We start from the raw sequence: 26,106 nt of genomic DNA, 5'->3' as shown, positions 1-26,106 counted from the left end.
GCCGGTCTGGAGCGTACACAAGTCCCGGCTCGATGGCTGCGGGACGGGGCTGAGGAAGGAGCCGGGGTCAGTTGCCCCAGGCGGAGGCGGGCGCCTTGACCAGCTGCACGGGGGCGGTGCTCCAGTGGGAGCCGTTGCCGTAATGGCTGGTGGCCCACGGAGACGCCCAGATGGCCGCGGCGGTCGCGTCGGCGGAGGTGCCGGCCGTGAGGCCCGCGACGATGCCCGGGTAGCCGCGCTGCAGGTTCTTCGCCGCGTACTCGGCGGCGGTGGTGAGGTCCGGATAGCTGCCGAGACCCGCCCCTCCGCCGGAGCCGTAGCCGTTGTTCAGCGGGTTGTTGCGGTTCCACCAGTCGGGAGGACCGTTCTCCTGGCGCATCCAGCGCAGCATCACCTGCACGTTCGCGTCGGTCTGCGGCCACCCGCCGAACATCAGGACGAGCTTCGCCCAGTCGGCGTTCGTGCCGTTGTTGCTGAGGGTCTGCACGCCGTCGGTCGCCGAGAGCTGGTCGCGGGCGACGACCGGGGCGGCGATGGTCGCATCCACGTCGATGCGCTGCGCGGGGGTGTGCTCCGGCGCATCCGTGCCGGGGGCGACGGTGCTGACCGGGGCGGCCAGAGTCGCCGCGAGGGCGGCATCCGTCGGCACGATCGAGAAGCCGGTGATGAGCGCCAGGACGGCCAGCGTCACGCCGATCCTGTGGTGCACGGGCACCCTCGGCCCCGGCGTGCGCAGGGCAGCACGGCGTTCCGCCGAGCGGCGGCCATGACTGCGGGGGCTGGTGGATGCGGACTGCATACCCGTTCGAGGGTAGCAAAGGCCCGCGGAAAGGTCACCGGGATCCGCGGATTCGGTGCACCGCGCGCCTGAGCGTGCGTACATTCTGGGAAGGACCGCTCACGAGCTGTCGAATCGGCCGCACCCCGTTCGACGTGAAGGAGACAGGGCCGATAAGGAGACGACGATGAAGTATCTGCTGACGATCTACAACACCGACGAGTTCGTGACCAGGATGGAGACAGACCTCAAGGACGAATTCGAGAGGGCGCACCAGGGGCTCCAGCGCGAGCTGACGGCGAGCGGCGAGCTGGTCGATACCCAAGAGCTCAGCGTGACGGACGCGCGTGTCGTGAGGACCGACGCCCACGGCGTGCACGTCACCGACGGGCCGTTCACCGAGAGCAAGGAGTTCGTCGGCGGCTACTACCTGGTCGACGTCTCCGGCATCGACAGGGCGGTCGAGCTGGCGGCGCGGTTCGTCGAAGCGCGCTTCGCGCCGGTCGAGGTGCGGGCGCTCGGGGCGTAGCCGCATCCGGGGACGAGATCGGCGGCGGCGCTCGCTACCCGAAAGCTCGCGCCGCCGCCACAAACCGGGAGTGCAGTTCTGCCGTCCGTCCCGAATACGGTCCGGCCTGCCATCCGGCGATCACTCCATACGGTAGACCGCTCTGTGCAGAGCGCATGTCCACTCTTCGGGGGACAGCCGCGAAGGCGTCAGCGCGTCAGCGCATCGAGGCGGCGGCCGGGCAGTCGAACGGGTCGCGCGCGGACAGGCCGACACGGTTGAGGTATTCGATGACGATGCCGTACGAGTTCATCAGCGACGTCTCGGTGTACGGGATGTTCTCGGTCTGGCAGTGCTCGCGCACGATGGCGGCGGCCTTGCGCAGGTGCGGCCTGGCCATGCTCGGGAACAGGTGGTGCTCGACCTGGTAGTTCAGGCCGCCCAGCAGACCGGTCATGCCGAAGCCGACCACGTTGCGCGAGGTGAGCACCTGGCGGCTGAGGAAGTCGACCTTCACGCCGGGGGCGATCAGCGGCATGCCCTTGTGGTTCGGGGCGAAGCTTGCACCCATGTACAGGCCGAAGACGGCGAGCTGCACGCCGATGAAGGCGAACGCCATCCCGAGCGGCAGCAGCCAGAAGATGGCGCCGAAGTAGAGGCTGAAACGGATCGCGAGGAACGCGAACTCCTTGCCGCGCCCATCCACCTTGCCGCGCTGGAACAGGGTGCCGAACGAGCGGCCGTGCAGGTTGAAGCCCTCGAGCAGCAGCAGCGGGAAGAACAGGTAGCCCTGCTTCCTGGTGATGAAGGCGAGGAACCCGGTGCGCTTCGCGGCGTCCTCCTCGACGAACGAGATGGTGTCGACCTCGATGTCCGGGTCTTTGCCGATGGTGTTGGGGTTGGCGTGGTGACGGGTGTGCTTCGTCATCCACCACGAGTAGCTGATGCCGACGACCAGCGTGGCGAGCATCCTGCCGAGGCGGTCGTTCGTGGGGCCGGATGCGGCGATCTGGCGGTGCGACGCCTCGTGGGCGAGGAACGCGAACTGCGTGAAGATCAGGCCGAGGGCTGCGGCGATGAGCAGCTGGAACCAGCTGTCACCGAGCAGGATCATCCCGGCGACCGCGCCGCCGAGGGCGAGGACGAGAGCGCCGGCGACGAGAGCGTAGAACAGCTTCGCCCTGCGGAGCAGGCCCTGGTCGCGGACGGTGTTCAGCAGGATCTTGAAGCTCTGGGTGACCGGGGGCGCCGCTTCGATGCGGGGGCCGGTGCGGCGAATCGGGCCGAGCGTGGATGCCCGGGGTGCGGCGGTAGGGGCGAGCGAAACCATATGCGGGCCGTTCGGTTGGATCGACTTCCCAGCCAATATGGGGGTGGGCTGCTCGCCCGGATGGCCCCACCATATCCCGCACTCCCTGGGAGCCCGGCGCGACCCGGGCAAATCCCCAGCCTCGGTTTTCGCGAGATGCCGGCAACTGTCGCAAAACGCCGGGGATACGCGACAGTTACGGGTATCTCGCGGCGGTGTTCCGCAGGAACAGGATGATCCAGCTGAAGATGAGGATGGCCGCCACGAGCTCGACCGCGGTGAGATTGTAGTAGCCGACGGCGAAGAACACGGCGAGCACCACCACCACGCCCACGTAGACGTAGCCGAGCAGCAGGAACACGCGCGGCATCGCGGGCACCCACCAGCGCAACCCGACCACGAGGGCGGCGAACACCACGGCCATCCCGGATGCGACGGTGTTGTGCAGCACGAAGAACCGGTCGACGGGGAACACGCCGACGCAGCCGAGGAACACCCCGATCAGCACGAACGCCCACCGCACGAGGTCGCGGCCCCTGCGACTCGCGTGATCCGGGGTCGGGATGCCCGCCGTCGCCACCCGCGCGATGATCACGACGATCGCTCCGGCCACGATCAGCGTCAGGTTGAACGCGAAGGCGGAGAGATCGTCCGTCATCCCGAGCGCCGACAGGTTCTTCTGCCACCAGAGCGGGTCGGACGAACTCAGCATGCTCGTGAACACGCCGACCACCAGGAAGACGGCGAGCACGAGCGAGAGCAGCATCGACGTCAGCTGCACGGCGGTCAGGAACACGACGTAGGCGGTGAGCGCCAGCGAGACCCCGGCCAGCACAGCGCCCGGCAGTGTGAACACCACGGCGCCCTGGAAGCTGCGCTCCACCACGTCCGAAATGGCCGTCCAGGCGAGCAGCGCGATCAGCCCGACCGCCACGGCGAGCGCCACCACGTCGAACACGGCCAGGCGCAGCGATGGGCGCGCTCCCGCATCCCGGTGCGGAACCACGTCGATCAGGATGCGCCCGAGCGCGAACACCACAGCGGCGGTCACGGCGCCGCCGATCGCGGCGAACTCGCCGATCGAGCCGCGGCCGGAGATGGGCAGGTCCCTGTCCCAGAACACGAACAGCGCGACGATGCCGCCGACGACGAAGACCGCGGCTCCGATGACAAGCGCAGACGACTCGACGGACTCGACGCTGCCCACCGGCCTTCGCAGCACACGGGACAGTGGATGCGCACCCCGCGTCGGCGCCTCGGCGGTCACTTCCTGGGTCGTCACGGTTCCCCGACCCTAGCCGGCCGGATTCCGCAGGGGCACGCGCACGTCGGCGCCGCCCTCCTCCGTGAGCCTGTCCCGCACCTTAACGAGCATCGGCGCCGGCGCGAATCCCCCGGCCAGCAGCGCCTCGCCCTGCCGGAAGCTGGGCGCGTGCGCGAGCAGCGACGGCGGCGCGAAGCCGAAGATCGTGCCGAGCTCCTCCAGGTCGAGCGGTGAGCTCATCCGCATCAGGGCGAGGTTGTCGCACTGGGAGACGATGTTCGGGTGCACCTTCGACGGCCGCTGCGTCGACAGCAGCAGCCACAGGCCGAATTTGCGTCCCTCGGCCGCGATCTGGATGATCCGTTCGCGCACCGCGCGCTGCAGCGGCCGGTCGTCGTCTGGCGAGCAGAGGTTGTGCGCCTCGTCGATGACGATGAGGAGCGGTCGCCGCGACTCCCGTTTGGCCCAGAGGTCGTCGAGCACGGCGAGGGCAACGACCAGATGCTCGTCCGGGTAGGCGAACCCGCCCAGGTCGAGCACGGTCGCATCCGGCCGGTCGTCGAGGATGTCGGTGACCGCCTCCCGCCCTTCGGCCCAGACCTCCCAGTCGATCAGGCGCAGGTTCTCGATGCGGCGGGCGAGGGCTTCCGCCGCCGGGTCGCCCGAGGCGAGCAGCGCCGGGACAATCCCGTCGGGGCGCCTGGCTTCCTCGCGCACGTCGAGGTGGACGAGGGCGTTGTACTCCGCCCTGTCCTCGATCGGGTCGAGCCGCAGCACCGCCGCCTTCGACCGCATCGGGAAGTCGATGAACCGCGCGAGCAGCGGGTTCTCACTGTCGCCGGGCCGCAGCACCCGGATGTCCTTCCCGGCGAGCGTGCGCTCCGCCTCCGTGTCGACGACGGTGCGCAGCTCGCGAAGCCGCACGAAGTCGCCGTTCGGGTCGAAGATCACCATCGGCAGCTCGGTGTCGACGAGCAGCTGTTCGAGCAGCACGCCGAGCGCGTACGTCTTGCCCGACCCGCTCTGGCCGCACCAGAAGGTGTGCCGGTTGAACCGGTGGGTGAGCAGCCTGGCCCGCACGTTGTCGACGCCGATCAGCGATCCGACGTCGAGGGTGGCCCTCGCCGCGCGGAAGACGAGCTCGACCGCCTCGTCGTCCGCCGCATCCACGGCCGCCCAGGCGAAGGGATGCGTCGCCCCGGTGTCGAGGCTGCCGTCCGCTCTGCGCTCCCCCAGCAGCTTTCCGGTGCCCGCGAGCGTGTCGTCGCCGTCGAAGTCGAGATCGTCGACCTGCCCGAGCTGTTCGCGGGCCTCTGCCGCGCCGCCCGCGGCGCCTCCGTCGCGGAGGGTGACGAACCCGCCGGGCACGAACGGCGTCTCGACGGGGGTCCTGAACCGGAACTGTCTTCCGTCGAGCGACGTTGCAACACCATCGGGCGCCGAGGTCACGTGGTCAGGGTATGACCGCGGGTGCGCCCGCGGCAAGGGCCGAATCTCAGTACTAGACAGCCCCCGATGGCCCGGAGGATAGTCGGGCGTGATGGCCCGCCGTCGGGTGGGACCGCGAGCGAAGGGGACTGGAGATGGACCAGAAGCCGCCGACACCGACCGTCGAAGCCGCACATCGCGAACTCCTCGACTCACTGCCGTTCGACGATACGGACGACTTCGCGGACGCCGACCGCGGTTTCGTCGCCGCCCTCGAACCCGGGGTCGTGAAAGCGCAGGACGGGCGGGTGGTGTGGGACAACGACAGCTACTCCTTCCTCGCCGGCGACGCGCCCACCAGCGTCAACCCGAGCCTGTGGCGGCAGTCGCAGCTCGTCGCCCGCCAGGGCCTCTACGAGGTGACGGACGGCATCTACCAGGTGCGCGGGCTCGACCTGTCAAACATCACGTTCGTGGAGGGCGACACCGGCGTGATCGTGATCGACCCGCTCATCTCCACCGAGACCGCCGCTGCCGCCCTCGGCCTGTACCGGGCCAATCGCGGAGACCGCCCTGTCGTCGCCGTCATCTTCTCGCACAGCCATGTCGACCACTTCGGCGGGGTATTCGGGGTGGCGTCGGTGGAGGATGTGGAGGCCGGGCGCATCCAGGTGATCGCCCCGGAAGGGTTCGTGGAGCACGCCGTTGCGGAGAACGTCTACGCCGGAACGGCGATGAGCCGCAGGGCGGGGTACATGTACGGCGCTGTGCTCGCGCGCGGGCCGCTCGGGCAGGTGGGGGCCGGGCTCGGGCAGACCACGTCGTCCGGTGAGGTCGGGATGATCGTGCCGACGCTGTTCATCACGGAGACCGGGGAGAAGCACACGGTCGACGGGGTCGAGATCGAGTTCCAGATGGCGCCGGGCACCGAGGCACCGTCGGAGATGCACTTCTACTTCCCGCAGCGCCGGGCGCTCTGCATGGCCGAGAACGCCACACACAACCTGCACAACCTGCTGACGCTGCGCGGAGCTTTGGTGCGCGACCCGCACGTCTGGTCCGAATACCTCACGGAGGCCGTCGACACGTTCGGAGACCGCACCGACGTGGCGTTCGCCTCCCACCACTGGCCCACCTGGGGCACGGAGAACGTGATCCGGTTCCTTTCCACCCAGCGCGACCTCTACGCCTACCTGCACGATCAGACGCTCCGGATGATCAACCACGGATACACCGGGGCGGAGATCGCCGAGACGATCCAGTTGCCGCCTGCGCTCGAGAAGGCGTGGAACACGCACGGCTACTACGGCTCGGTCAGCCACAACGTGAAGGCGATCTACCAGCGATACATGGGCTGGTTCGACGGCAACCCCGCGAGGCTGTGGCCGCATCCCCCTGTCGAGCAGGCGAAACGCTACGTGGATGCGCTGGGCGGCGTCGACAGGGTCGTCGCGCTCGCGCAGGAGGCGTTCGACTCCGGCGACTTCCGCTGGGCGGCGACCCTGCTCGACCACGCCGTGTTCACGGACGCCGAGCACGCCGCGGCGCGCGCCCTCTACGCCGACACGCTGGAACAGCTGGCGTACGGCGCGGAGAACGGCACCTGGCGCAACTTCTTCCTGTCCGGGGCGACGGAGCTGCGCGAGGGCGCCTTCGGCACGCCCACGGAGACGTCGGCGCCCGCGATCGTGGCCCAGCTCACCGCCGAGCAGCTGCTCGACTCGATCGCGCTCTCCGTCGACGGTCCGAAGGCTTGGGACCTCGACCTGGCGTTCGACATCACGTTCACCGACCTCGACGCCACCTACCGCGTGACGCTCAAGAACGGCGTGCTCGTCTACCGGAAGCGGCCGGCGGACGGCACCGCCCCCACGACGCTCACCGTCACGAAGGCGCGACTGATCGGGTTGCTCGGAGGGGACAGCGTCTCACCCGGCGTCACCGTGAGCGGAGACGCCGGGACGCTGCCTGCCCTCCTCGCGGTCCTGTCGACAGGAGACCCGGACTTCGCCATCGTCACCCCGTGAGAGTCGGCGTGCGGGCGTCGGCGATCAGATGGTGCGCGGCGCCTTGGCGAGGTTGGCTTCGAGCTCCTCGCGGTTCTGGCGGACGACATACGCCGGGCGGTCGCGCTCGACCCGCCAGCTCTCCGACAGCGGTCCGACGTTGACCGTGTCGTAGCCGAACTCGTCGTAGATCGAGGTGACGAGAGCGGCCGCGTCGTCGAAGTCGCTCGCGGTGGCGAGAGCGCGACGGTTCGGCGTGCCGGCGGGCGAGCCGCTGCCCTGGATGTCGCGGGCGCCGATGTGGTTGAACCCCTTGGCGACCCTGGACTCCGGGAGGTGCTCCTGCAGCATCCCGGACACGGTGGCCGTGCCGTCGTCGAGGGCCGGGATGTGGCCGTCGCGCTCGAAGTAGTAGTTGTTCGTGTCGATGACGATCTTGCCCGCGAGCGGCTCGACCGGGATGTCCGCGAGCGCCTTGAGCGGCACGGTCACCACCACGAAGTCCCCGGCGGCACCGGCCTCTGCGGCGGTCGCGGCTGTGGCGGACGGGCCGAGGTCGGCGACGAGCTCTGCGAGCGTCTCCGGCCCGCGCGAGTTCGCGATGGTGACGGTGTACCCGTGCTCAATGAACGTGCGTGCGAGTGCGGTGCCGATGTGCCCGGCCCCGATGATTCCTACGTTGGTCATGCCGCGTACAACGTCACCGGGGCCGGGGAATTCCTACTTGTAGAAGATGGCGACGCCACCGTGATGCGAGCACGCTCCCTGGTGATGCGCGGCGTAGGAGTACGTGCCGTCATTGCACAGGGCGGTGGCTCCGGCGGGAGGCGCGGGAGGCGCAGGCGGCACCGGAGGCGCCGGCGGCGCGGGAGGCGCGGGCGGCGGCGCGCAGACGGTTCCTGCGCCGACCGCGTTGCTCAGTGCGTTCGGGCCGCCGAGCAGCACCCGGCCGACCGCTCCGTATGTCGCGACCGTCGCGGCCGTGCTCGGCGGAAGGCATCCGGACGGCACCACGAACAGCGGGGAGCCGTCGCGCCCGGCCAGCGCTGCACCGGCGAGCGCGTCGGCGAAGTTCGTTCCCGTCGCGAAGTACACCCGGGATGCGGACGGGAACCGCGCCTGGTTGATCGCGTTCGACGTCTCGTAGCGGTCGCCGCCGGACAGCCTGGTCACCGACCCCACCGAGCCGAGCGACGACGCGATCCCTCCGCTCACCGCGCTCGTGCCGCCCGCGAGGACGATGGAGGTCACGTGCATCCCGCGCAGCAGCGAGACGGTCGCCGCGTCCGCCGCTCCGGCAGCGCCGTCGACGAGCACCACCGGCGATCCGGATGCGCCTGCCGCTGCTGCAGCGGAGAGCGCGTCGGGGAAGTTGCGGCCGGTCGCGATGAAGGCGGTCGCCGCGCTCGGGAACGCCGCGGCGCTGACCGCCCGCGAGGTGGCGAAGCGGTCGTCTCCCGCGATCCTGTCCACCTGCGGCGCGTAGCTGTGCGCCTGCCGCTCGACCGCCGCAGACACCACCGATGTCCCGCCGACGATCACGATGCGCGCCGGCTTCAGCCTGGCGAGTTCGGAGGCCACCGAGGCGGGGAGGCCGCCCGGCGTGGTCAGCAGCAGCGGCCCGCCCTGCGCGGCAGCGGCCGGAGCAGCGGAGAGGGCGTCCGCGTAGTTCGTGCCCGTGGCAAGGTATGCGACCCCTGCACCGGTCGGGAACCCGCTCTGCGAGATCGCGACGGAGGTGCCGAACCGGTCGGAGCCCGCGATGCGCTGCACGCCCGCACCGCTGGACGTGGTCACCGTGGCGGGCAGGGTGAGCGGCTGCGCACCGCATCCACCTGTCGTGAAGATCGAGGCCAGCTTCGCCTGCTCGGCGGGGTCGATCGCCAGACCCCACTTGTACTTCACCAGCACCCAGTCCTGCGCGTACTGGCAGGCGACGGCAGCCACGGGAGGCATCCACGCCGCCGGGTCCTTGTCGCTCTTCGACTGGTTGACGTTGTCCGTCACCGCCTGCAGCGCGTACGGGATGCTCAGATCGTTGGCGTAGTCCTGCCGCTGCGCGGTCGTCCACGCCCAGGCGCCGGAGATCCACGCTTCTTTCAGCGGAACCAGGTGGTCGATGTCGACATCGGAGGCGAGCGTCCAGGTCTGGGCGTCGTACCAGGAGTTCCAGCTGCCGGTGGCGACCGTGCATCCGGTGGCCGTCGTGAACGTGACCGCGACCGTGGTCTGCGCCTGCAGCACTTCGGAGCGCGTGTCGCAGCCGTCGTGGTCGGCGTCGACCCAGGTGGGGAACAGGCTCCGGTTGTACGTGGTGGTCTGCACGGGCGCGGCGACCGGCAGGCCGGCGAGCACGGCGCTGCCGGTGGCGGACGCGGCGGTCGCCGGCAGAGCGACGACGACGGAACCGCAGACGGAGGCGACGACGGCCAGCACGGCCGCCGCGAGGATCGAGCGTCTCACAGCTTTCCTTCGGGTGGAGGCGAGTCGCGATGACTCGGTTCGGGTACGCCACACGCTATCGACGGCCACCGACCATCGCATCACCCCAGTCGTGGGGATCGACGGGCGCTAGGCTCCGTGCTGTGACCCCCAGCTCCTCCCTCACCGACGCCGCATGATGGACGGCGAGGTGCTGGCGATCCTGCTGCTGATCGCGCACGGCGTGCTGGTGATCCTCGCCGCCGTGGTGGTGTCGGCGAACCGGCGGCCGTCCGCGGCCATCGCCTGGCTGCTTGCGGTCGTGTTCCTGCCGGTGCTGGCGCTGATCGCGTTCCTGCTGGTCGGGCGCACCACGCTGCCTGCCCGGCGAAGGGCCGACCAGGCGTTCGTCACCGCCAGGATGCGCGAGCGCGTCCCCAGCCTGGCTGCGGTTGGTCACCGCGACGAGTGGCCGGACTGGCTTCCCGGCATCGTCGCCATGACGGAGCGGCTCGGCGCCCTGCCGATGGTCGGAGGCAACACCGTCGACCTCATCGAGGACTACGTCGGATCGTTCGACGCCATGATCGCCGAGATCGACACGGCGCAGCGGTTCGTGCACGTCGAGTTCTACATCCTCGTGCTCGACGACACCACCCGGCCGTTCTTCGACGCACTCGCCCGCGCTGCCGAGCGGGGCGTCGACGTGCGCGTGCTCTCCGACCACCTCGCCGGGTTCATGAACCCGGGCAGGAAGGCGACCATGCGGTTCCTCGCCGCGCACCGCATCCACTGGCACGGGATGCTCCCCCTCCGCCCTCTGCGCGGCCAGTGGCAGCGCCCCGACCTTCGCAACCACCGCAAGCTGGTCGTGGTGGATGGGCTGGTCGGCTTCACCGGGTCGCAGAACCTCGTCGACGCCTCGTACAACAAGCGCAAGAACGTCTCCCGCGGACTGCACTGGCTGGAGCTGATGGTCAGGATCGACGGGCCCGCCGTGCGGGAGCTGGACGCGGTGTTCGTCACCGACTGGTTCAGCGAGAGCAGGGAACTGCTGCCGATCGACGAGACGCCCGTGACGCTCGGCGGGGCGGCGGTCGGCCGGCGTTTCGACGTGCAGGTGCTGCCGAGCGGACCGAGCTTCGACGCGGAGAACAACCTGAAACTGTTCGCGGCGCTGCTGCACAAAGCGGAGCGGCGCATCAGCATCACCAGCCCGTACTTCGTGCCGGAGGAGTCGATCATGCTCGCGCTCGCCACAGCGGCGGCGCGTGGCGTGGAGGTGGAGCTGTTCGCGTCCGAGGTGGGCGACCAGGCGCTCGTCTACCACGCGCAGCGTTCGTACTACGAGGCGCTGCTGCGCTCCGGCGTGCGCGTCTTCCTGTACCGGTCGCCGACGGTGCTGCACTCCAAGCACTTCTCGATCGACGACGACGTGGCCATCATCGGGTCGAGCAACATGGACATCCGGTCGTTCAGCCTCAACATGGAGGTGTCCGTGCTGGTGCACGGCCGGGAGGCGGTCGACAGGCTGCGCGCCGTCGAGGACCACTACCGGGCGCAGAGCAGCGAGCTGTCCCTGGCAGAGTGGCGCGCCCGCCCGGTGCTCGGCCGCATCGCGGACAACGCCGCCCGGCTCACCTCGGCTCTGCAGTAGCCGAAGAGAGGCGTACCCTTGCGAGTGCCGCGCGCACGCGCGCAGGAGGAAAGTGGGAGGACCGGCATGGCGACACTCGAGGAGACACGAGACACGTTGCATCGCCTCATCTCTTCGGAGACCGGGCTGGATGCGATACTCGCCGCCCGCCCGAACTGGTACGGCCGGCTCCTCACCGGCCTCACCCTCGCCATCGGCGACGACCCGATCGTCTACCTCGGCGCCGCCCTCGAACAGTCGGAGCTGGGCTTCACGTTCCGGGTCGGAGCGTTCACGCCGGAGACGATCGCCATCGGCGAGGCCCGCGGCGGCGCTGTCGGCGAGGCGTCGGTGTCGACCAAGCTGCAGCGGAGGGGCGACCTCGTGCGTCTCGACATCAGCGGCGGCATCCCGGCATTCGACCCCGCCTCGTACACCGAGTGGCCGGGCAAGTTCCGGATGAAGGCGACGTACGGCTCCGGCCTGGAGGTGACCATCCCGTCCAGTGTTGTCGACACCGCGCAGAAGCGGGCGTCGCTCGACCACATCCTGGATGGGCTGCGCAACGACCTGAAGCACTGACCGGCCCCGCCGTTCGGCGACAATGGACTGTGCACAATCTCGGACTCCTCTTCGACGTCGACGGCCCCATCGCCAGCCCGATCACCCGGACCATCAACATCCGGAGCATCGTCACCGACCTGGTCGCGATGACAGCGGCCGGCGTGCCGATCGCGTTCATCACGGGCCGCTCGGGCGACTTCATCCGCAACCAGGTGGTCACCCCGCTGTGCGACGCCGGCCTGCGCGACGCACTCGACGAGCATGGCGCCCGGATGTTCGGCGTGTTCGAGAAGGGCGGAGCCTGGGCGCCGATCACCGGGGATGGGATGGGCGAGGTGACCGTCGACGAGACGGTGGCGTTCGGCGCTGAGGCGGTCGACGGCATCCGGAACCTGGTGCGCGAGCGCTACGCGGACACGATGTTCTTCGACGAGACCAAGCGCGCGATGATCTCCGTCGAGCAGCGCACCGACGTGGACGCTGACACGTACGCCGCGGCGCAGGCGCGTTTCCAGGACGACGCCTTCACGCTGCTGACGGCGCAGGGCGTCGGGCTGCGCTACGGCGACCGCACGGCACCGGATGCGAACGGCGAGCTGCCGTTCCGCATCGACCAGACGATCATCTCCACCGACATCGAATCGGTGCTGCTCGACAAGGACCGCGGCGCCCAGCGCGCCCTCGACTACTTCGCCAAACTCGGCCCGCTCCCCCGCCGCTGGCGCTCCATCGGCGACTCCCGCAGCGACTACAAGATGGCCGACTACGTCCACAGCGCCGGCTTCGACGTCGCCCACGTGGACGTGCGGCCGAGCGACGGCATCCTGGAGAAGCCGTACGAGGTGATCACGATCGGCGACGCGATCCACGACGACGCCGGGGCGGAGTTCCTGGCGCACTGGCGGCAGGAGCTGGGGCTGGCTACGTCGTAGCGCGGGCGCTACTCCCCCTGCCGCCGGCGGAACGCGACCATGTTCATCCGGTTGCCACAGCGCACGCTGCAGAACCGCTTGGAGCCGTTGCGGGACAGGTCGAGGAGCAGGCCGGTGCAGTCGTCGGCGGCACAGACGCGGAGGCGGCCGGTTTCGCCGGAGCGGATGACGTCGACCAGGGCGAGGGCGACCTCCACCCGGATGCGCTCGGCGAGGGGCGCATCCTGGGCTGTCGCGTGCAGGTGCCAGTCGAAGCCGTCGTGACGCATCAGGTACGGCCGCGCGTTGGCGTCGGCGAGCATGGCGTTGACCTCGACGGCCGCGTCGTCGCGGGAGAGGGACCAGGTGCGGCGCAGGCGCTCGCGGGTCTCGTGCACCTCGCGCAGTTCGGTAGCGTCGCGGTCGATGCGGCCGGAGTACTTCTGGGCGATCACGAAGTCGGCCACCTGGTCGGCTGTCGCGAGCTCGTCCTCTCCGCTCCTGGATGCGCTGGGCACGGTGTTGCAGAGGGCGACGGCGAAGACCAGGGCATCCTCGGTGTCAGGGGCAAAATGCAAGTTGACTCCTTATCCGTGACAAGACTAGCGTCAGGACCATCATCCACCTTGACCCTGACCAGGATTCGCCATGAAGCGCAGCCACACCACCCTCGGACTCCTCATCGCCGTCGTCTCCGCGGCCACCTTCGGCCTGTCCGGCGCCTTCGTGAAACCGCTGCTCGAATCCGGCTGGAGCCCGGCCGCCGCCGTCACTGTGCGCGCGTTCACCGGCGGCATCGTGCTCGCCCCCGTCGCGATCCTGCTGCTGCGCGGCCGCTGGTCGGCCCTGTGGCGCGGACGCTGGCGCGTGCTCGGGATGGGGCTGGTCGGCGTGGCGGCGACCCAGCTGCTCTACTTCGCCGCCATCCAGCGCATCCCGGTCAGCACGGCCATCCTGATCGAGTACATCGCACCGCTGCTGCTGGTCGCGATCGCCTGGGCGCGCACCCGGCGTCCACCGAAGGCGGTGGTGATCATCGGCTCTGTGGTCGCGGTCAGCGGGCTCGTCATGGTGGTCTCCCCGGACGGCTCCGGCGGCATCGACCCACTGGGACTCGCCCTGGCCATCGCGGCAATGGTCGGCTGCGCGGCGTTCTACCTGATCGCGGCGCGGCCGAGCGACGGGCTGCCGCCGGTGGCGCTGGCGTCGTCGGGGCTGCTGGTGGGCGGCGTGGCCCTTGCGCTGGTGGGTGCAACGGGACTCGTGCCGTTCCAGGTCAGCTTCGCGCCGGTGAACCTGTTCGGCGGCCAGACGCCGTGGTGGGTGCCGATCCTGGTGATCGGGGTGTTCGCGACCGCCATCGCATACGCGGCGAGCATCACCGCCACGGAGATGCTCGGTTCGCGGCTGGCGTCGTTCACGGGACTGCTCGAAGTGGTGGCGGCGACCTTCTACGCGTGGCTGCTGCTCGGCGAAAACCTGGGGCTGCTGCAGTTCGTCGGCGGTGCGCTGATTTTGGTGGGGATCGGGTTCGTGCGGTCGGAGAAAGGGGAGGTGGAGGTTGTGGGCCGCGACGTCGAGGCTCTCGCGAAGACGTAGGATGCATCCATGGCGGGCATAACCGACCCAGGGGTTGTCGATCTTATCTCGCGCAGGGCCGACGGCACGTATGCTCTGATCGTCGCCTCCGCGGACCGGCGCATCGAGACGAAGAAGGACCTCCGCCTGCTCGACAGCAAGCTGCGGAATTATGCCGCCTTCGTGACCAGCGGTGGCCTCCATGCCTTTCTCGGCACAACGGAAGATCTCCGCGCGGTCGTGCAGGTCGACGTCGGCTCAGAGCCCTCGGACCGCTTGCTCACGTTCCTCGCTTCGGCGTCCGATCGGCTCGAGCACAGTGGGCTGAGCCTCTCGTACACGGTGATCCCGATCAAGGATGACGCAGCTGCGATCTAGGCGCGGCCTCTTCCGCTGAGAACCCGCTCCTAGGTCTTCACGGTTCTCGTGCGCTCCGCGTCTGCCTGCGCCCCAGCACCCCGCCGTACCACCAGCCACACCACATCCCGCCCGAACGACTCCACCAGCAGCCCCAGCGCCACCACAACCCCCAGCACACCCGCGGCCCCCAGCTCCACCCCCGGCGCGGTCCCCGCCACAGCCAGCGCCAGCGCGATGCCGGCCACCGCCGTCACCACCTTGCGCCAGTAGCGGTACGGCAGCTGGGCGCGGAACCACGGCAGCGCCCAGCCGACCGCCACGAACAGATACCGCAGCGCGCCGATGGCGAGCACCCAGGCGCCCAGGTCGGCGGCGACATATGCGCTGAGCACGAGCAGGAGGAACGCATCCACCTCCATGTCGTAGCGGGCGCCGAGGTCGCTGGCCGATCCTGTGCGGCGGGCGACCCAGCCGTCGACGGCGTCGAGGGCGAGGGCAGGGACGATCAGGGCCACGAGCATCCAGGCCGGGATGGGGGCGGTGAAGGATGCGACGACCAGGCCGGTGATCGCGCCGACCAGGGATGAGCGGAGCGAGGTGACCACGTTGGCCTGGCCGAAGCGGGTGGTGGCGCGACGCCGCAGACCGGTGGCGAGGAGGGCGTGCGCGACGGCCAGGTAGACGGCGGCGGCAGCCCATCCGGCCGGGGGTGGGGGTGATGCCGCGTAGACGAGCGCCACCAGTAGCGCGCCGCCGATCGCCCATCCTGCTGCTGCGAGTTGAACCCTTTTCACGTGCGCCTCGTGTCTCCCGTGTATGGCACCTGTCCGTTAACACGCCACGCGCGCACCGATGGTTCACCGAGGAGGGGACGTGGTCGAGGCAACCGCATTCTGGATCGACGGTCCTGGCACCGGATCGTTGCGCTCGGCACCGCTGACGGCGCCCGGCGACGGCGAGCTGCTCGTGCGCACGCTCCACACCGGCGTCAGCAGGGGCACGGAGACGACCGTGCTCGGCGGGCGCGTGCCGCAGAGCGAGCACGACAGGATGCGCGCCCCGTTCCAGGAGGGCGACTTCCCGTGGCCGGTGAAATACGGCTACCTCAACGTCGGCGTCGTCGAGGACGGACCGTCCGCGCTGCGTGGGCGCACCGTCTTCACCCTGTTCCCGCACCAGTCGGCGTTCGTCGTCCCCGTGGATGCTGTCGTGCCCGTCCCGGATGCCGTGCCGGCCAGGCGGGCGGTGCTGGCGGGCGCGGTCGAGACGGCCGTCACCGTGCTGTGGGATGCTGCCCCGCTGCTGGGCGACCGGCTCACAGTGGTCGGCGCCGGGATGATCGGGTGCAGCGTCGCCCGGCTCGCGGCCGGGATCCCGGGTGTGGAGGTGGTGCTGGTGGACACCGACCCGTCGAAGCGCAAGGTCGCCGCGCGGCTCGGGGTCGGGTTCGCCCTGCCGGAGGATGCTCCGCTCGACAGGGACATCGTCGTCAACGCGAGCGGCGCGGAGGCCGGGCTGCGGCTCGCCCTCGAAACCGTCGTCACCGAGGGTGAGGTGATCGAGGCCAGCTGGTACGGGGATCGGCCGGTCAGCCTGCCGCTCGGGGCCGACTTCCACGCCAGGCGCCTCACCATCCGGGCCAGCCAGGTGGGCTCGGTACCCCCGCGGCGGCGGGGCAGCCGCACCACCCGCGATCGCCTCGCGCTCGCCGTCGACCTGCTGCGCGACCCGGCGTTCGACGCGCTGCTGACCGGCGAGTCGTCGTGGCGCGACCTGCCGCGGGTGATGGCCGCGCTCGCCGACGGACGCACGGCCGACCTCTGCCACACGATCGATTGGACGGATGCCTGATGCCATACACCGTGACGGTGCGCGACCACCTGATGATCGCCCACAGCTTCAGCGGCGACCTCTTCGGCCCCGCCCAGCGACTGCACGGCGCCACGTTCATCGTCGATGCCACCTTCGGCGCCGACGACGTGGATGCGGACGGCGTCGTGATCGACATCGGCCGGGCCGGCGCTGCCCTCGCGGAGATCACCGGTTCGCTGACCTACCGCAACCTGGACGACGATCCCGCGTTCGCGGGGATCAACACGACCACCGAAGTGCTCTGCCGGGTGGTGGCCGACCGGCTCGCTGCACGGGTGGCGGAGCGCGAGCTCGGCGGAAACAGCGTCACCACGATCTCCGTCACCATGCACGAGTCGCACATCGCGTGGGCGAGCTACTCGAGGTCGCTGTGAGCGGGCGGCCGGTGTTCTTCCTCGTGCCAGAGGCGGTGGACGACCCAGCACGGGTGAGCGGCGGAAATGTCTACGACCTGCACCTCCGCGACGGGCTGCTGGCCGACGGCTGCGACCTCCGGATGCTCGCGGTCGCCGACGGCGGAGGGCACGCAGGGCGCATCCTGAGCGGGCTGCCCCACGGTGCGCTCGTCCTCATCGACGGCCTGCTCGTCGCGCAGCACCCGGATGCGGTGGCCGACCAGTCCGGACGCCTCCACGTCGTCGTGCTGGCGCACATGGTCGCGCCCGAGCAGGACGACCGCGAACGCGACGCCCTGCGCTCGGCGGAGCTGATCGTCGCCACCAGCGCCTGGACGCGTTCCGAGCTGATCGCGCGCGATGCCGCAGACCCGCGCAGCATCGTGGTCGCGCATCCGGGGGTGGATGCGGCGCCGCCGTCCGAACCGTCCGCAACCGGTGGTCGCCTGCTCTGCGTGGCCGCCGTCGCGCCGCACAAAGGGCAGGACCTGCTGGTGTCGGCGCTCGCCGGGCTGGCGGACATCGACGGCTGGTCGTGCACGTTCGTCGGCTCGCTGGCGACGACACCGGAGTTCGCTGCGGCGCTCACCGCGCGCGCAGCAGCGTCCGGGATCGCAGAGCGGGTCACGTTCACCGGGGTGCTCGCCGGCCGCGCGCTCGACGAGGCGTACGGGCAGGCCGACCTCGTGGTCGTGCCGTCGCGCGTCGAGAGCTACGGGATGGTCGCCGCCGAAGCCATCGCGCGCGGCATCCCGGTGCTCGCCACGGGCGTCGGCGGCATCGTGGAGGCGGTCGGCGACGGGAGGGCGGCGATGATCGTGCCGCCCGGCGACCCATGGGCGCTGCGCGTCGCGCTGCGGCAGTGGTGGAAGGACCCGGCCCGGCGACACCAGCTGCGCGCGGCGGCGATGGATGCGCGGGGCGCCTCCACGACGTGGGCGTCGACCGCGCAGGTGGTCGCCGCTGCGCTCGCCCGGGTGCCGGATGCGGCGAGTGCGGAAACAGCGGTGCGATCGTGAGCGACATCCTGGAGGTCAGCAGCGACTGGCTGGCGCTCCGCGAGGGCGAGGACGCCACGGCGCGTTCCGGCGACCTGGCGGCGCACATCCCTCCACTGCTGCCGCACGGCCGCCACACCGTGCACGATCTCGGCAGCGGGACGGGCTCGATGATGCGCTGGCTCGCTCCCCTGCTGCCCGGGCCGCAGACGTGGGTGCTGCACGACTGGAACGAAGCGCTCACCGCCCGGGCCTTCGACGGGCCGCGTCCGCTCGATACCGACGGCGCGCCCATCGCGCTCCGCACCTCCGTCGGCGAACTCGACCGGCTCACCGCCGCCGACCTGGGCGGAGCATCCCTGGTCACGGCGTCCGCGCTGCTCGACGTGCTCACCGCGGCCGAGGCGCACGCCATCGTGGACGCGTGCGTGCTGGCGGGCGCCCCCGCCTTCCTCTCGCTGAGCGTGACGGGCGAGGTCGAGCTGCGGCCGTGGGATGCGCGCGACAAGGCCGTCGGCGACGCATTCAACGCGCACCAGCGGCGGGAGGTCGGCGGTCGGCGGCTGCTCGGGCGGTATGCCGGACCGATCGTGCGCGGGCTGTTCGAGCAGGCGGGCTGGCGGGTGCGCCAGGCCCGCACCAGCTGGCATCTCGGCGACCACGAACCGCGCCTGCTGCGCGAGTGGTTCGACGGGTGGGTGGGCGCCGCCGAGGAACAGGAGCCCGAACTGGTCGAAACGCTCGGCGGCTACCGGGAGCTGCGCGGCCGCCACCTCGACCGCGGGGAGCTCTCCGCCGTGGTCTACCACCTCGACGTGCTGGCCTGGCCGCGCTGATGCGTGCGATCGTGCGGTCCAGCTGGTTCGGCGTCGCCGTCCGGGTGATCGTCGGCGGGGGCATCCTCGTGGCGGTCGCGCTGCACGTCGGCACCGGCCCGTTCCTGCACGGGCTGCAGAGCATAGACCCGCCGGTGATCGGTGCGTCGATCCTGCTCACCGCCACCGCGACGGCAGCCGCCGCCTGGCGGTGGAACGTCATCGCCGGACGGCTGGGCGTGGGGATGCCCTGGCCGCGCGCGGTCGGGATGTACTACCGGTCGCAGTTCATCAACAGCGTGCTGCCGGGCGGGGTGGTGGGCGACGTGCACCGCGCCGTCGACCACGGCCGCCGTGCGCAGAGCCTCGCGATGGCCGCGCGGGCGGTCGCGGTGGAGCGCACGGTCGGACAGCTGGTGCAGCTCGTGCTCACCGTGATCGTCCTGGCGGTCGCCGGCGCCGGGTTCGGCGGCGTACTCCTGCCCGTCGCCGGGGCGGGCGTCGTGCTCGTCGTCGCGGTGGTGGCCGTCGCCGCCCTGGCGAGCGCGCGGGTGCGCACCGTGCTCCGGCGCGAGGCGGCTGCGGTGCGGCTGGGCCTCGGCTCCGCGACGGTCGCCGTGCGCGTGGTGGGCGCATCCATCGTCGTCGTCGCCTGCCACCTCGCCACCTTCGCCATTGCAACGGCGGCGGTCGGCGCGAGCGTGCCTCCGCTCCGGATGCTCGCCATCGCCGTGGTCGTGCTGCTCGCCGCATCCATCCCCGTCAACCTCGGTGGATGGGGTCCCCGCGAGGGAGCGGCGGGGTGGGCGTTCGCCGTGGCGGGCTTCGGCACCGCGGCCGGCATCTCCGCCGCCACCCTGTTCGGCGTGCTCGCCATCCTGTCCCTCCTACCGGGAGTGATCGCGGCGGCACTCGCATCCATCGTCCACAGAAGGAGCCATCATGGCCGACTCCCCGTACGTGACCATCAGCTGCGCCGTCTCACTCGACGGCTACCTCGACACGGCACGCCCGCCGAGGCTGGCGCTCTCGAACCCGGCGGACTTCGACAGGGTCGATGAGGTCAGGGCGGCGAGCGACGCCATCATGGTCGGCGCGCGCACGATCCGGCTCGACAACCCGCGGCTGCTCGTGCACAGCAAGGAACGGCAGGGCCGCCGCGCGGAGACGGGACGCGGGCGCTCGCCCTGGAAGGTCACCGTGACCGCCTCCGGCGACCTCGACCCCCGGTCGGCGTTCTTCGCCGAAGACGACACCGAGAAGCTCGTCTACTGTCCGCGCGGTGCGGAGCGGCGCATCCGGCGGCGGCTGGGCGGCACGGCGACGGTGGTGCAGCTCGGGGACGACGTGCGGATGGCCGACCTGCTCTCCGACCTCGGCGACCGCGGCGTGCGGCGGCTCATGGTCGAGGGCGGAGGGACGACGCTGACCCAGTTCCTCGCCGACGACATCGTGGACGAGCTGCAGCTGGCGGTCGCCCCGCTGTTCGTCGGGGACAGGAGGGCGCCGCGGTTCGTGGGCGACGCGCTGTTCCCGTGGACGGGCGAGCGGAGGGCGACGCTGGCCGAGGCGCGCACGATCGGGGATGTGGTGCTGCTGCGGTATGCGCTGTCCGGGCGGTTCGCCGAGGGTGTGGGCGCGGCGGGGACGGGAATGGCGGCGAGCGTGGCGGCGAGGCGGCTCTGATGGCGTCGCGCCCCCGCCCTTCTGGCCCCCGCCGCCCTCGCCGCCCCCGGCTCAGGGCCGCCACCGCGACCGTCCTCTCCGCGGTCACCCTGTTCGTCGCCTCCCTCGCGCCCGGCATCGTCGCATCCTGGTCGACGCTCGCCCTCCTGCGCGTCCCGCTCGACGCGGTCGTCGCGCTCGTGCTGCTCGTATTCCTGCCGTGGGCCGCCGCGCGCCGCGTCGTCGCGATCCTGTTCGCGGTGCTCATCGTGCTCGTCACCCTGGGCGCAGCGCTCGACCGCGCGTTCACCGAGACCGTCGGGCGCACCTTCGACGTGCTGACCGGCTGGCCGGAGCTCGCCGACGGCTACGGCGTGGTCAGCGACTCCACCGGCCCGCTGCTCGCCGTGCTCATCCTGGTGCTGCTCGCCGTGGCCGTGGTCGGCGCGACCGCCGCGGTCGCCGCCTCCCTGCTGCACCTGGCCGCCGTCCTCGGCCACCGCAGGGCGCCCACCGTGATCGGCGCATCGGCGGTCACCGCTGGCTGGCTCGCCCTGGCCATCGTCGGGGTGCAGCTCGTGCCCGGCGAGCCGGTGGCCGCGGCGGACGCCGTCACCGTCACCGTGGCGAAGGCCGACCAGGCCGTCGCGGCCGCCCGCGATCAGGCCGCATTCGACCGAGCAGGAGCCGAAGACCCGTATGCGCAGCTGCCTCCGACCGACCTCCTCACCGGACTGAAGGGCAAAGACGTCATCGTCGCGTTCGTCGAGAGCTACGGCCAGACCGCCGTGCAGGGCTCCTCGTTCTCCCCCGGCGTGGATGCCGTGCTCCGCGACGGGGATGCGCAACTCGCGGCCCACGGATACTCCGAGCGCAGTGCCTTCCTCACCTCTCCGACCTTCGGTGGCGTCAGCTGGCTCGCGCACTCGACCCTGCAGACCGGCCTCTGGATCGACTCGCAGCAGAAGTACGACCAGGTCACCTCCGGTCAGCGGCTCACCCTCAGCGACGCCTTCCGGCGTGCGGGCTGGCGGACCATCAGCGACGTGCCGTCCGACACCAAACCGTGGCCGGTGGGGCGCTCGTTCTACCATTTCGACAGCCAGCTCAACGCGAAGAACGTCGGCTACCGAGGCCCGAAATTCAGTTATGCCAGAGTGCCGGATCAGTACACGCTCTCCTCCTTCCAACAGCACGAGCTCGCGAAGCCGCACGCACCGCTGATGGCCGAGATCGACTTCGTCTCGTCGCACACCCCGTGGACGCCGCTGCCGCATCCCGTGCCCTGGTCGGCGGTCGGAGACGGCTCGATCTTCGACGGGCAGCCGGAGCAGGGTCTGCCGCCGAGCGTCGTCTGGCAGGACCCCTCTCACGTCCAGCAGCTCTACGGGCAGTCGATCCAGTACACGATGGGCTCCCTGTTCTCGTTCCTCACCACGTTCGACGACCCGAACCTGGTGCTCGTCGTGCTCGGCGACCACCAGCCTGCGCGCGTTGTCAGCGGCGCGGACGCGACCCACGATGTCCCGATCAGCATCATCGCCAAAGACCCGGCGGTGATGCAGCGCATCTCCTCCTGGGGCTGGCAGCCCGGGATGCTGCCATCACCCACGGCGCCGGTGTGGCGGATGGATGCGTTCCGCGACCGATTCCTCTCGGCATACGGAAACTGACACCGACCGGCCCGTCGGCGCCCTCGTGAACCTCTCGCGCATCCATCTCGTGTTCTCCCTGTGGTCCCCATCCACTCGATCTCCCCGGAAGCAGGTACACCACTCATGAACGACAGCGGCTCGGCCCTCAGGGTCCTTCGCATCATCAGCGCGATCGTGCTCCTCGTGATCGCCGGAATCCACATCTTCCTTCTCTTCGACGGCGTCGGCGGCCTGCTCGGCGTGCTCTTCGTGCTCAACGGCATCGCGGGCATCGTGCTGGCCATCGGGATGCTCGCCCTCCGCGGCCGGTTCCTCGCCATCGCGACGGTGCTGAGCCTGCTGTTCGTCATCGCGAGCCTGGCCTCCCTGCTTCTGGCGCTCACCGTCGGCCTGTTCGGCATCACCGAGTCCTGGAACTTCACCTTGGTGCCGGAGACCGTGATCGTTGAGGCGATCGGCGTGGTGGTGCTCGCGATCACGACCACCGTCGCCCTGCGGCGTCCGCGTGGCGTGCGGGCGGCGTGACGTTGGGCAGATAGGTCGACACCCTGCCCGCTACGCCTTCACCGCGCCATCCAGGTACGCCGTCAGGATGCGGCGGAGGCGCGGTTCGAGGTCGATCAGCGCGTGTCCGAGGCGCGGGTCGGAGCGGTAGAGCTCGGCGATCGGCGGGGGCGGCGTGGAGATCTGCCAGAACGTTCCGGCGAGCGACGTGGCCGTGGCCACGAGGTCGACGGCGGCCGGGCGGGTGAGGCCGGGAAGCGTCGCGGTCGTCGCGTCGACGAGCTGGTCGAGGGAGGCGCCTGTCGTGAGCTTGAACGCGCGGACGGCATCGACGGACACGTTGCGTTCCAGGTTCATGGGGGCCTGGGCGAGCAGGTCGCAGAAGGTGCCGCGCTCGGCGAGGGTCGCGGCGAAGGCAGCGGCGACGCCGGACGTCGACGATGCGGCCAGGATGCGCTCACAGACCGCCGGGGTCCACTCGCGCCAGCCGTCGGCGGTGAGGCGCAGGAAGATCTCCTCGCGGGTCTCGAAGTAGCGCAGCATGGCCGATTTGTGCATCCCGACCTCGTCGGCGATGTCGGTGAGGGTGACCTCGCGGATGCCGCGGCGCGTGGCGAGCGCGCGTGCCGCATCCAGGATCGCCTGCTCTCTGGCGGCCTTCGCCTCGGGGGAACGGGCGCGCTGGAACGCGGTGTCTGCTTGCTCGGTCGGCGTCACGGGACGAGTTTAGCGCAACGAGGTTGCATTAGTTAAAGAAACAGTGTTTTATTAACTGCATGACACAGACATGGTTCATCACCGGCTCATCCCGCGGCTTCGGCCGCGCACTCACCGTCGCCGCCCTCGAGGCGGGCGACAGCGTCGCGGCCACGGCCCGCCGCCCCGAACAGCTCGACGACCTCGTCGCCTCGTACGGCGACCGCATCCTCCCGCTGCAGCTCGACGTCACAGACCCCGCCCAGGCCGGGGATGCGCTCGGCGCCGCCCGCGACAGGTTCGGCTCGGTCGACGTCATCGTCAACAACGCCGGCTACGCGAACGTGTCGCCGATCGAGTCGACGGACGACGACGACTTCCGCACCCAGTTCGAGACCAATTTCTGGGGCGTGTACAACGTCTCCAAGGCGGCGATCCCGCTGCTGCGGGCGCAGGGCGGCGGTCTGGTCATCCAGTTCTCGTCCGTCGGCGGCCGCGTCGGCGGCTCCCCCGGCATCGCGTCGTACCAGGCGGCGAAGTTCGCCATCGACGGGTTCAGCCGCGTGCTCCGCGTGGAGACGGCGCCCTTCGGCGTGAAGGTACTCGTCGTGGAGCCGAGTGGCTTCGCAACGGACTGGGCCGGCTCGTCAATGGAGGTCCGCGATGTACCAGAGCAGTACGAGCAGACGGTCGGCGCGATGAACAGGCGGATGCGCCAGAACACGGACGGCCCGGCAGGAGACCCGGCACGCGCCGCAGGGATCCTGGTGGCCGTGGCCAAGCGCAGCAGCATCCCCGAGCACCTCCCGCTCGGCGTGAACGCCACCGAGATGAGCGTCGCCCAGGACCGTCGCCTGCTCGCCGACGACCTCGCCTGGGCGCCCGTCAGCCGCTCGGCCGACTTCGCGGAGCCCTACCCCGCAGAGTTCCCGCCGGACGCCGCCTGAGGCAGGATCTCCGCGAGGAGGCGCTGCACCCGCTGCTTGATCTCGTCCCTGATCGGGCGCACCTCCTCGGCGGGGCGCCCGGCGGGGTCGGTGAGCTCCCAGTCCTCGTAGCGCTTGCCGGGGAAGATCGGGCAGGTGTCTCCGCAGCCCATCGTGATCACCACGTCGGAGTCCGCCACCGCCTCCGTGGTGAGGATCTTCGGCACCTGATTCGCGATGTCGATCCCCTCCTCCGCCATCACCTGCACGGCCACCGGGTTCAGGTCGGCTTTGGGCTCCGAGCCGGCAGAGAGCACGTCGACCGCCCCGCCGGACAGTTCCCGCAGGAAGCCGGCGGCCATCTGGGAGCGGCCCGCGTTGTGGACGCAGACGAAGAGCACGGTGGGCTTGTCGGACATGGGGTTCCTTCCGGGTCGGGAGCGGAGTCTACGCGGCGGCGGTGAACGGCGGCGTCAGCTGACCACGGGATGCAGTGAAACCGGCGGATCACAACCCGGTTGACTGCATCCGGGGTTGGGGTCACGGTCGGAGCATGACTGCACCGATAACCCCGCGCGGACCCGTCAGCGCGCAGCTGCTCGCCGCGCTCTCCGAGCCGGCGGACCGCGACTCCGCCGCGATGACGCGCGCACTCGACCTCGCCACCGAAGCACTCGCGGGCGAGCCGGACCTCCTCACCGACGACGACCTCCAGCTCACCCTGCTGCTCAGCTACGGACTCTCCTATGGCGGCGTCGTCGACACCGACGACCGCTGGGAGTGGCACCCCACCCAAGTGACCATGCGCACCTCCATCGAGGACCTGTTCGAGCGGCAGCTGCGCGAGCGCATCGACCTCGGCGAGCTTCCCGCCGCAGACGCGGAGGCCGTCGCGTCGTACCTGTTCGCCGTCACCGGCGAGGACTCCGGACCCAGCCTGTCCCGCTACCTGGCGAAGAAGGCCACGAAGGAGCAGGCGATCGAGTTCGTCATGCAGCGCTCCATCTACACGCTCAAGGAGGCGGACCCGCACTCCTGGGCGATCCCCCGCCTCACCGGACGGGCGAAGGCCGCACTGGTCGAGGTGCAGTCCGACGAGTACGGCGGAGGCGACCCCGACCGGATGCACTCCGCCATCTTCGCGAAGACGGTCCGCGGCGTCGGCCTGGACGACACGTACGGCGCATACATCGACAGCGTTCCGGCCGTGACGCTCGCCTCGTTCACCATGATGTCGATGTTCGGCATCAACCGTCGCCTCCGCGGCGCCATCGCCGGGCACCTGGCCGCGTTCGAGATGACGTCCTCCATCCCCAACAGGATGTACGGCAACGGCTTCCGCCGCCTCGGCTTCGGCGACGACGTAACCGACTACTTCGACGAGCACGTCGAGGCGGACGCCGTGCACGAGCAGATCGCGGGGCGCGACCTCGCCGGCGGGCTCGCGGAGGAGCATCCGGAGCTGCTGCCGGACATCGTCTTCGGCGCACGTGCGTGCCTCTATGTCGACGGCCTGGTCGGCGCGCACATGATCGAGTGCTGGCAGGCGGGCCGCAGCTCGCTGCGCGACAGGGAGCCGGTGCTCGCGTGACCGCCGCAGAGCGTCAGCCGACCATCGTCGCCTGCACGGACGGCCCGCTGCTCGTGCGCGGCGAGGTGACGATCCTCGGCTCCGACGGCGAGCCCATCCCGCAGCATCGGCGCACGGTGGCGCTGTGCCGCTGCGGGGTGTCGACCATCAAGCCGTACTGCGACGGGACGCACAAGCTGGTCGGCTTCAAGACCGACCCGCAGCTGGAGGGGTGACGCCGGATGCG

The 26,106-nt window shown here is 70.5% G+C and carries 28 protein-coding genes; 18 read left to right on the top strand and 10 right to left on the bottom strand.

Annotated features, from left to right (window positions below):
* Positions 1–67 precede the first annotated feature (67 nt).
* Entirely contained in the window at positions 68–799 is a 732-nt protein-coding gene (locus HF024_RS02465) for a hypothetical protein (protein ID WP_247597266.1), read from the bottom strand.
* Between the two features lie 166 nt (positions 800–965).
* On the opposite strand from HF024_RS02465, the gene HF024_RS02460 reads away from it, so the two are divergent.
* Positions 966–1,307 (top strand): YciI family protein, encoded by a 342-nt coding sequence (locus HF024_RS02460; protein ID WP_168688519.1) that lies wholly within the window; start codon positions 966–968, stop codon positions 1,305–1,307.
* A 196-nt stretch (positions 1,308–1,503) separates the two neighbouring features.
* On the opposite strand, the gene HF024_RS02455 is transcribed toward HF024_RS02460, so the two are convergent.
* The 3 genes from HF024_RS02455 to HF024_RS02445 all read right to left on the bottom strand — a co-directional run bounded on the left by HF024_RS02455 (position 1,504) and on the right by HF024_RS02445 (position 5,308).
* Positions 1,504–2,616, bottom strand: a complete 1,113-nt coding sequence (locus tag HF024_RS02455) for an acyl-CoA desaturase (RefSeq protein WP_085370680.1) — start codon at positions 2,614–2,616, stop codon at positions 1,504–1,506.
* A 175-nt stretch (positions 2,617–2,791) separates the two neighbouring features.
* Complete coding sequence (locus tag HF024_RS02450) at positions 2,792–3,877, bottom strand: hypothetical protein (protein ID WP_247597265.1); 1,086 nt, start codon at positions 3,875–3,877, stop codon at positions 2,792–2,794.
* 12 nt (positions 3,878–3,889) lie between these two features.
* A complete protein-coding gene (locus HF024_RS02445; RefSeq protein WP_247597264.1) occupies positions 3,890–5,308 on the bottom strand; it encodes an ATP-binding protein in 1,419 nt (472 codons plus the stop codon).
* Positions 5,309–5,442: 134 nt separating this feature from the next.
* On the opposite strand from HF024_RS02445, the gene HF024_RS02440 reads away from it, so the two are divergent.
* A complete protein-coding gene (locus tag HF024_RS02440; protein ID WP_085370682.1) occupies positions 5,443–7,314 on the top strand; it encodes an alkyl sulfatase dimerization domain-containing protein in 1,872 nt (623 codons plus the stop codon).
* A gap of 24 nt (positions 7,315–7,338) precedes the next feature.
* Here the strand turns inward: HF024_RS02440 and HF024_RS02435 are convergent, their stop codons facing one another.
* Together HF024_RS02435 and HF024_RS19645 are read right to left on the bottom strand one after the other, a co-directional pair.
* Positions 7,339–7,980, bottom strand: coding sequence for an NAD(P)-binding domain-containing protein (locus tag HF024_RS02435; RefSeq protein WP_168688518.1), 642 nt, complete (start codon positions 7,978–7,980; stop codon positions 7,339–7,341).
* A gap of 33 nt (positions 7,981–8,013) precedes the next feature.
* Positions 8,014–9,756, bottom strand: a complete 1,743-nt coding sequence (locus HF024_RS19645) for a cell wall-binding repeat-containing protein (RefSeq protein WP_247597263.1) — start codon at positions 9,754–9,756, stop codon at positions 8,014–8,016.
* Between the two features lie 154 nt (positions 9,757–9,910).
* On the opposite strand from HF024_RS19645, the gene cls reads away from it, so the two are divergent.
* From cls to HF024_RS02405, 3 genes are all read left to right on the top strand, one after another.
* Complete coding sequence (gene cls / locus HF024_RS02415; RefSeq protein ID WP_168688517.1) at positions 9,911–11,371, top strand: cardiolipin synthase; 1,461 nt, start codon at positions 9,911–9,913, stop codon at positions 11,369–11,371.
* 66 nt (positions 11,372–11,437) lie between these two features.
* Complete coding sequence (locus HF024_RS02410) at positions 11,438–11,932, top strand: hypothetical protein (RefSeq protein ID WP_168688516.1); 495 nt, start codon at positions 11,438–11,440, stop codon at positions 11,930–11,932.
* A gap of 29 nt (positions 11,933–11,961) precedes the next feature.
* Complete coding sequence (locus HF024_RS02405) at positions 11,962–12,846, top strand: hypothetical protein (RefSeq protein ID WP_168688515.1); 885 nt, start codon at positions 11,962–11,964, stop codon at positions 12,844–12,846.
* A gap of 8 nt (positions 12,847–12,854) precedes the next feature.
* On the opposite strand, the gene HF024_RS02400 is transcribed toward HF024_RS02405, so the two are convergent.
* Positions 12,855–13,403 (bottom strand): CGNR zinc finger domain-containing protein, encoded by a 549-nt coding sequence (locus HF024_RS02400; RefSeq protein ID WP_168688514.1) that lies wholly within the window; start codon positions 13,401–13,403, stop codon positions 12,855–12,857.
* A 70-nt stretch (positions 13,404–13,473) separates the two neighbouring features.
* Between HF024_RS02400 and HF024_RS02395 the strand changes: the two genes are divergently transcribed.
* Together HF024_RS02395 and HF024_RS02390 are read left to right on the top strand one after the other, a co-directional pair.
* Positions 13,474–14,424 carry a DMT family transporter gene (locus tag HF024_RS02395; protein ID WP_168688513.1) on the top strand — a complete coding sequence of 317 codons (951 nt, stop codon included), beginning with the start codon at positions 13,474–13,476 and terminating at the stop codon, positions 14,422–14,424.
* Between the two features lie 9 nt (positions 14,425–14,433).
* Positions 14,434–14,781 carry a DUF6572 domain-containing protein gene (locus HF024_RS02390; protein ID WP_168688512.1) on the top strand — a complete coding sequence of 116 codons (348 nt, stop codon included), beginning with the start codon at positions 14,434–14,436 and terminating at the stop codon, positions 14,779–14,781.
* 29 nt (positions 14,782–14,810) lie between these two features.
* Here HF024_RS02390 and HF024_RS02385 read toward each other — a convergent pair whose 3' ends face one another.
* Complete coding sequence (locus tag HF024_RS02385) at positions 14,811–15,557, bottom strand: CDP-alcohol phosphatidyltransferase family protein (protein ID WP_168688511.1); 747 nt, start codon at positions 15,555–15,557, stop codon at positions 14,811–14,813.
* A 79-nt stretch (positions 15,558–15,636) separates the two neighbouring features.
* Here HF024_RS02385 and HF024_RS02380 point away from each other — a divergent pair, with 79 nt between their 5' ends.
* The 8 genes from HF024_RS02380 (at position 15,637) to HF024_RS02345 (ending at position 22,688) form a co-directional block, all read left to right on the top strand.
* The gene (locus tag HF024_RS02380; RefSeq protein ID WP_247597262.1) at positions 15,637–16,614 is read left to right on the top strand and encodes a zinc-binding alcohol dehydrogenase; all 978 of its coding nucleotides are present in this window, start codon (positions 15,637–15,639) and stop codon (positions 16,612–16,614) included.
* Positions 16,614–17,009, top strand: a complete 396-nt coding sequence (locus HF024_RS02375; RefSeq protein WP_143466107.1) for a 6-carboxytetrahydropterin synthase — start codon at positions 16,614–16,616, stop codon at positions 17,007–17,009. The genes HF024_RS02380 and HF024_RS02375 overlap by 1 nt, the downstream gene beginning before the upstream one ends.
* Positions 16,982–18,049 (top strand): glycosyltransferase family 4 protein, encoded by a 1,068-nt coding sequence (locus HF024_RS02370; RefSeq protein WP_168688509.1) that lies wholly within the window; start codon positions 16,982–16,984, stop codon positions 18,047–18,049. The genes HF024_RS02375 and HF024_RS02370 overlap by 28 nt, the downstream gene beginning before the upstream one ends.
* Positions 18,046–18,864 carry an SAM-dependent methyltransferase gene (locus HF024_RS02365; RefSeq protein WP_210724004.1) on the top strand — a complete coding sequence of 273 codons (819 nt, stop codon included), beginning with the start codon at positions 18,046–18,048 and terminating at the stop codon, positions 18,862–18,864. Before HF024_RS02370 ends, HF024_RS02365 begins: the two co-directional genes overlap by 4 nt.
* Positions 18,864–19,904 carry a lysylphosphatidylglycerol synthase transmembrane domain-containing protein gene (locus tag HF024_RS02360; protein ID WP_168688508.1) on the top strand — a complete coding sequence of 347 codons (1,041 nt, stop codon included), beginning with the start codon at positions 18,864–18,866 and terminating at the stop codon, positions 19,902–19,904. The genes HF024_RS02365 and HF024_RS02360 overlap by 1 nt, the downstream gene beginning before the upstream one ends.
* A complete protein-coding gene (locus HF024_RS02355) occupies positions 19,786–20,529 on the top strand; it encodes a dihydrofolate reductase family protein (protein ID WP_168688507.1) in 744 nt (247 codons plus the stop codon). Before HF024_RS02360 ends, HF024_RS02355 begins: the two co-directional genes overlap by 119 nt.
* Positions 20,529–22,181: a hypothetical protein gene (locus HF024_RS02350; protein WP_168688506.1), complete on the top strand. Its 1,653-nt coding sequence runs from the start codon at positions 20,529–20,531 to the stop codon at positions 22,179–22,181. The genes HF024_RS02355 and HF024_RS02350 overlap by 1 nt, the downstream gene beginning before the upstream one ends.
* 105 nt (positions 22,182–22,286) lie before the next feature.
* Positions 22,287–22,688: a hypothetical protein gene (locus HF024_RS02345; protein ID WP_168688505.1), complete on the top strand. Its 402-nt coding sequence runs from the start codon at positions 22,287–22,289 to the stop codon at positions 22,686–22,688.
* A 30-nt stretch (positions 22,689–22,718) separates the two neighbouring features.
* Here HF024_RS02345 and HF024_RS02340 read toward each other — a convergent pair whose 3' ends face one another.
* Entirely contained in the window at positions 22,719–23,384 is a 666-nt protein-coding gene (locus HF024_RS02340; protein ID WP_168688504.1) for a TetR family transcriptional regulator, read from the bottom strand.
* Positions 23,385–23,443: 59 nt separating this feature from the next.
* Between HF024_RS02340 and HF024_RS02335 the strand changes: the two genes are divergently transcribed.
* Positions 23,444–24,310, top strand: a complete 867-nt coding sequence (locus HF024_RS02335) for an SDR family NAD(P)-dependent oxidoreductase (protein WP_168688503.1) — start codon at positions 23,444–23,446, stop codon at positions 24,308–24,310.
* Here HF024_RS02335 and HF024_RS02330 read toward each other — a convergent pair.
* On the bottom strand, positions 24,277–24,708 hold the full coding sequence (locus HF024_RS02330; RefSeq protein WP_168688502.1) for an arsenate reductase ArsC: 432 nt from the start codon (positions 24,706–24,708) through the stop codon (positions 24,277–24,279). The two genes, HF024_RS02335 and HF024_RS02330, sit on opposite strands and share 34 nt — an antisense overlap.
* Before the next feature lie 221 nt (positions 24,709–24,929).
* Here HF024_RS02330 and HF024_RS02325 point away from each other — a divergent pair, with 221 nt between their 5' ends.
* Together HF024_RS02325 and HF024_RS02320 are read left to right on the top strand one after the other, a co-directional pair.
* The gene (locus tag HF024_RS02325) at positions 24,930–25,880 is read left to right on the top strand and encodes an iron-containing redox enzyme family protein (RefSeq protein ID WP_247597399.1); all 951 of its coding nucleotides are present in this window, start codon (positions 24,930–24,932) and stop codon (positions 25,878–25,880) included.
* Positions 25,877–26,095 carry a CDGSH iron-sulfur domain-containing protein gene (locus HF024_RS02320; RefSeq protein ID WP_168688500.1) on the top strand — a complete coding sequence of 73 codons (219 nt, stop codon included), beginning with the start codon at positions 25,877–25,879 and terminating at the stop codon, positions 26,093–26,095. Before HF024_RS02325 ends, HF024_RS02320 begins: the two co-directional genes overlap by 4 nt.
* Positions 26,096–26,106 lie beyond the last annotated feature (11 nt).

The sequence above is a fragment of the Leifsonia sp. PS1209 genome, from assembly GCF_012317045.1.
Taxonomy (GTDB): domain Bacteria; phylum Actinomycetota; class Actinomycetes; order Actinomycetales; family Microbacteriaceae; genus Leifsonia.
The sequence above is the reverse complement of the archived record's forward strand: the minus strand, read 5'-3'. Positions and strand labels throughout refer to the sequence as shown.

Bases quoted from the DNA above. Each gene is read 5' to 3' on its own strand.
- HF024_RS02455 (WP_085370680.1), bottom strand. From the start codon at position 2,616: ATGGTTTCGCTCGCCCCTACCGCCGCACCCCGGGCATCCACGCTCGGC.
- HF024_RS02360 (WP_168688508.1), top strand. From the start codon at position 18,864: ATGCGTGCGATCGTGCGGTCCAGCTGGTTCGGCGTCGCCGTCCGGGTG.
- HF024_RS02390 (WP_168688512.1), top strand. From the start codon at position 14,434: ATGGCGGGCATAACCGACCCAGGGGTTGTCGATCTTATCTCGCGCAGG.
- HF024_RS02395 (WP_168688513.1), top strand. From the start codon at position 13,474: ATGAAGCGCAGCCACACCACCCTCGGACTCCTCATCGCCGTCGTCTCC.
- HF024_RS02345 (WP_168688505.1), top strand. From the start codon at position 22,287: ATGAACGACAGCGGCTCGGCCCTCAGGGTCCTTCGCATCATCAGCGCG.
- HF024_RS02435 (WP_168688518.1), bottom strand. From the start codon at position 7,980: ATGACCAACGTAGGAATCATCGGGGCCGGGCACATCGGCACCGCACTC.
- HF024_RS02335 (WP_168688503.1), top strand. From the start codon at position 23,444: ATGACACAGACATGGTTCATCACCGGCTCATCCCGCGGCTTCGGCCGC.
- HF024_RS02330 (WP_168688502.1), bottom strand. From the start codon at position 24,708: ATGTCCGACAAGCCCACCGTGCTCTTCGTCTGCGTCCACAACGCGGGC.
- HF024_RS02410 (WP_168688516.1), top strand. From the start codon at position 11,438: ATGGCGACACTCGAGGAGACACGAGACACGTTGCATCGCCTCATCTCT.
- HF024_RS02460 (WP_168688519.1), top strand. From the start codon at position 966: ATGAAGTATCTGCTGACGATCTACAACACCGACGAGTTCGTGACCAGG.
- cls (WP_168688517.1), top strand. From the start codon at position 9,911: ATGATGGACGGCGAGGTGCTGGCGATCCTGCTGCTGATCGCGCACGGC.
- HF024_RS02355 (WP_168688507.1), top strand. From the start codon at position 19,786: ATGGCCGACTCCCCGTACGTGACCATCAGCTGCGCCGTCTCACTCGAC.
- HF024_RS02350 (WP_168688506.1), top strand. From the start codon at position 20,529: ATGGCGTCGCGCCCCCGCCCTTCTGGCCCCCGCCGCCCTCGCCGCCCC.
- HF024_RS02465 (WP_247597266.1), bottom strand. From the start codon at position 799: ATGCAGTCCGCATCCACCAGCCCCCGCAGTCATGGCCGCCGCTCGGCG.
- HF024_RS02440 (WP_085370682.1), top strand. From the start codon at position 5,443: ATGGACCAGAAGCCGCCGACACCGACCGTCGAAGCCGCACATCGCGAA.
- HF024_RS02375 (WP_143466107.1), top strand. From the start codon at position 16,614: ATGCCATACACCGTGACGGTGCGCGACCACCTGATGATCGCCCACAGC.
- HF024_RS02325 (WP_247597399.1), top strand. From the start codon at position 24,930: ATGACGCGCGCACTCGACCTCGCCACCGAAGCACTCGCGGGCGAGCCG.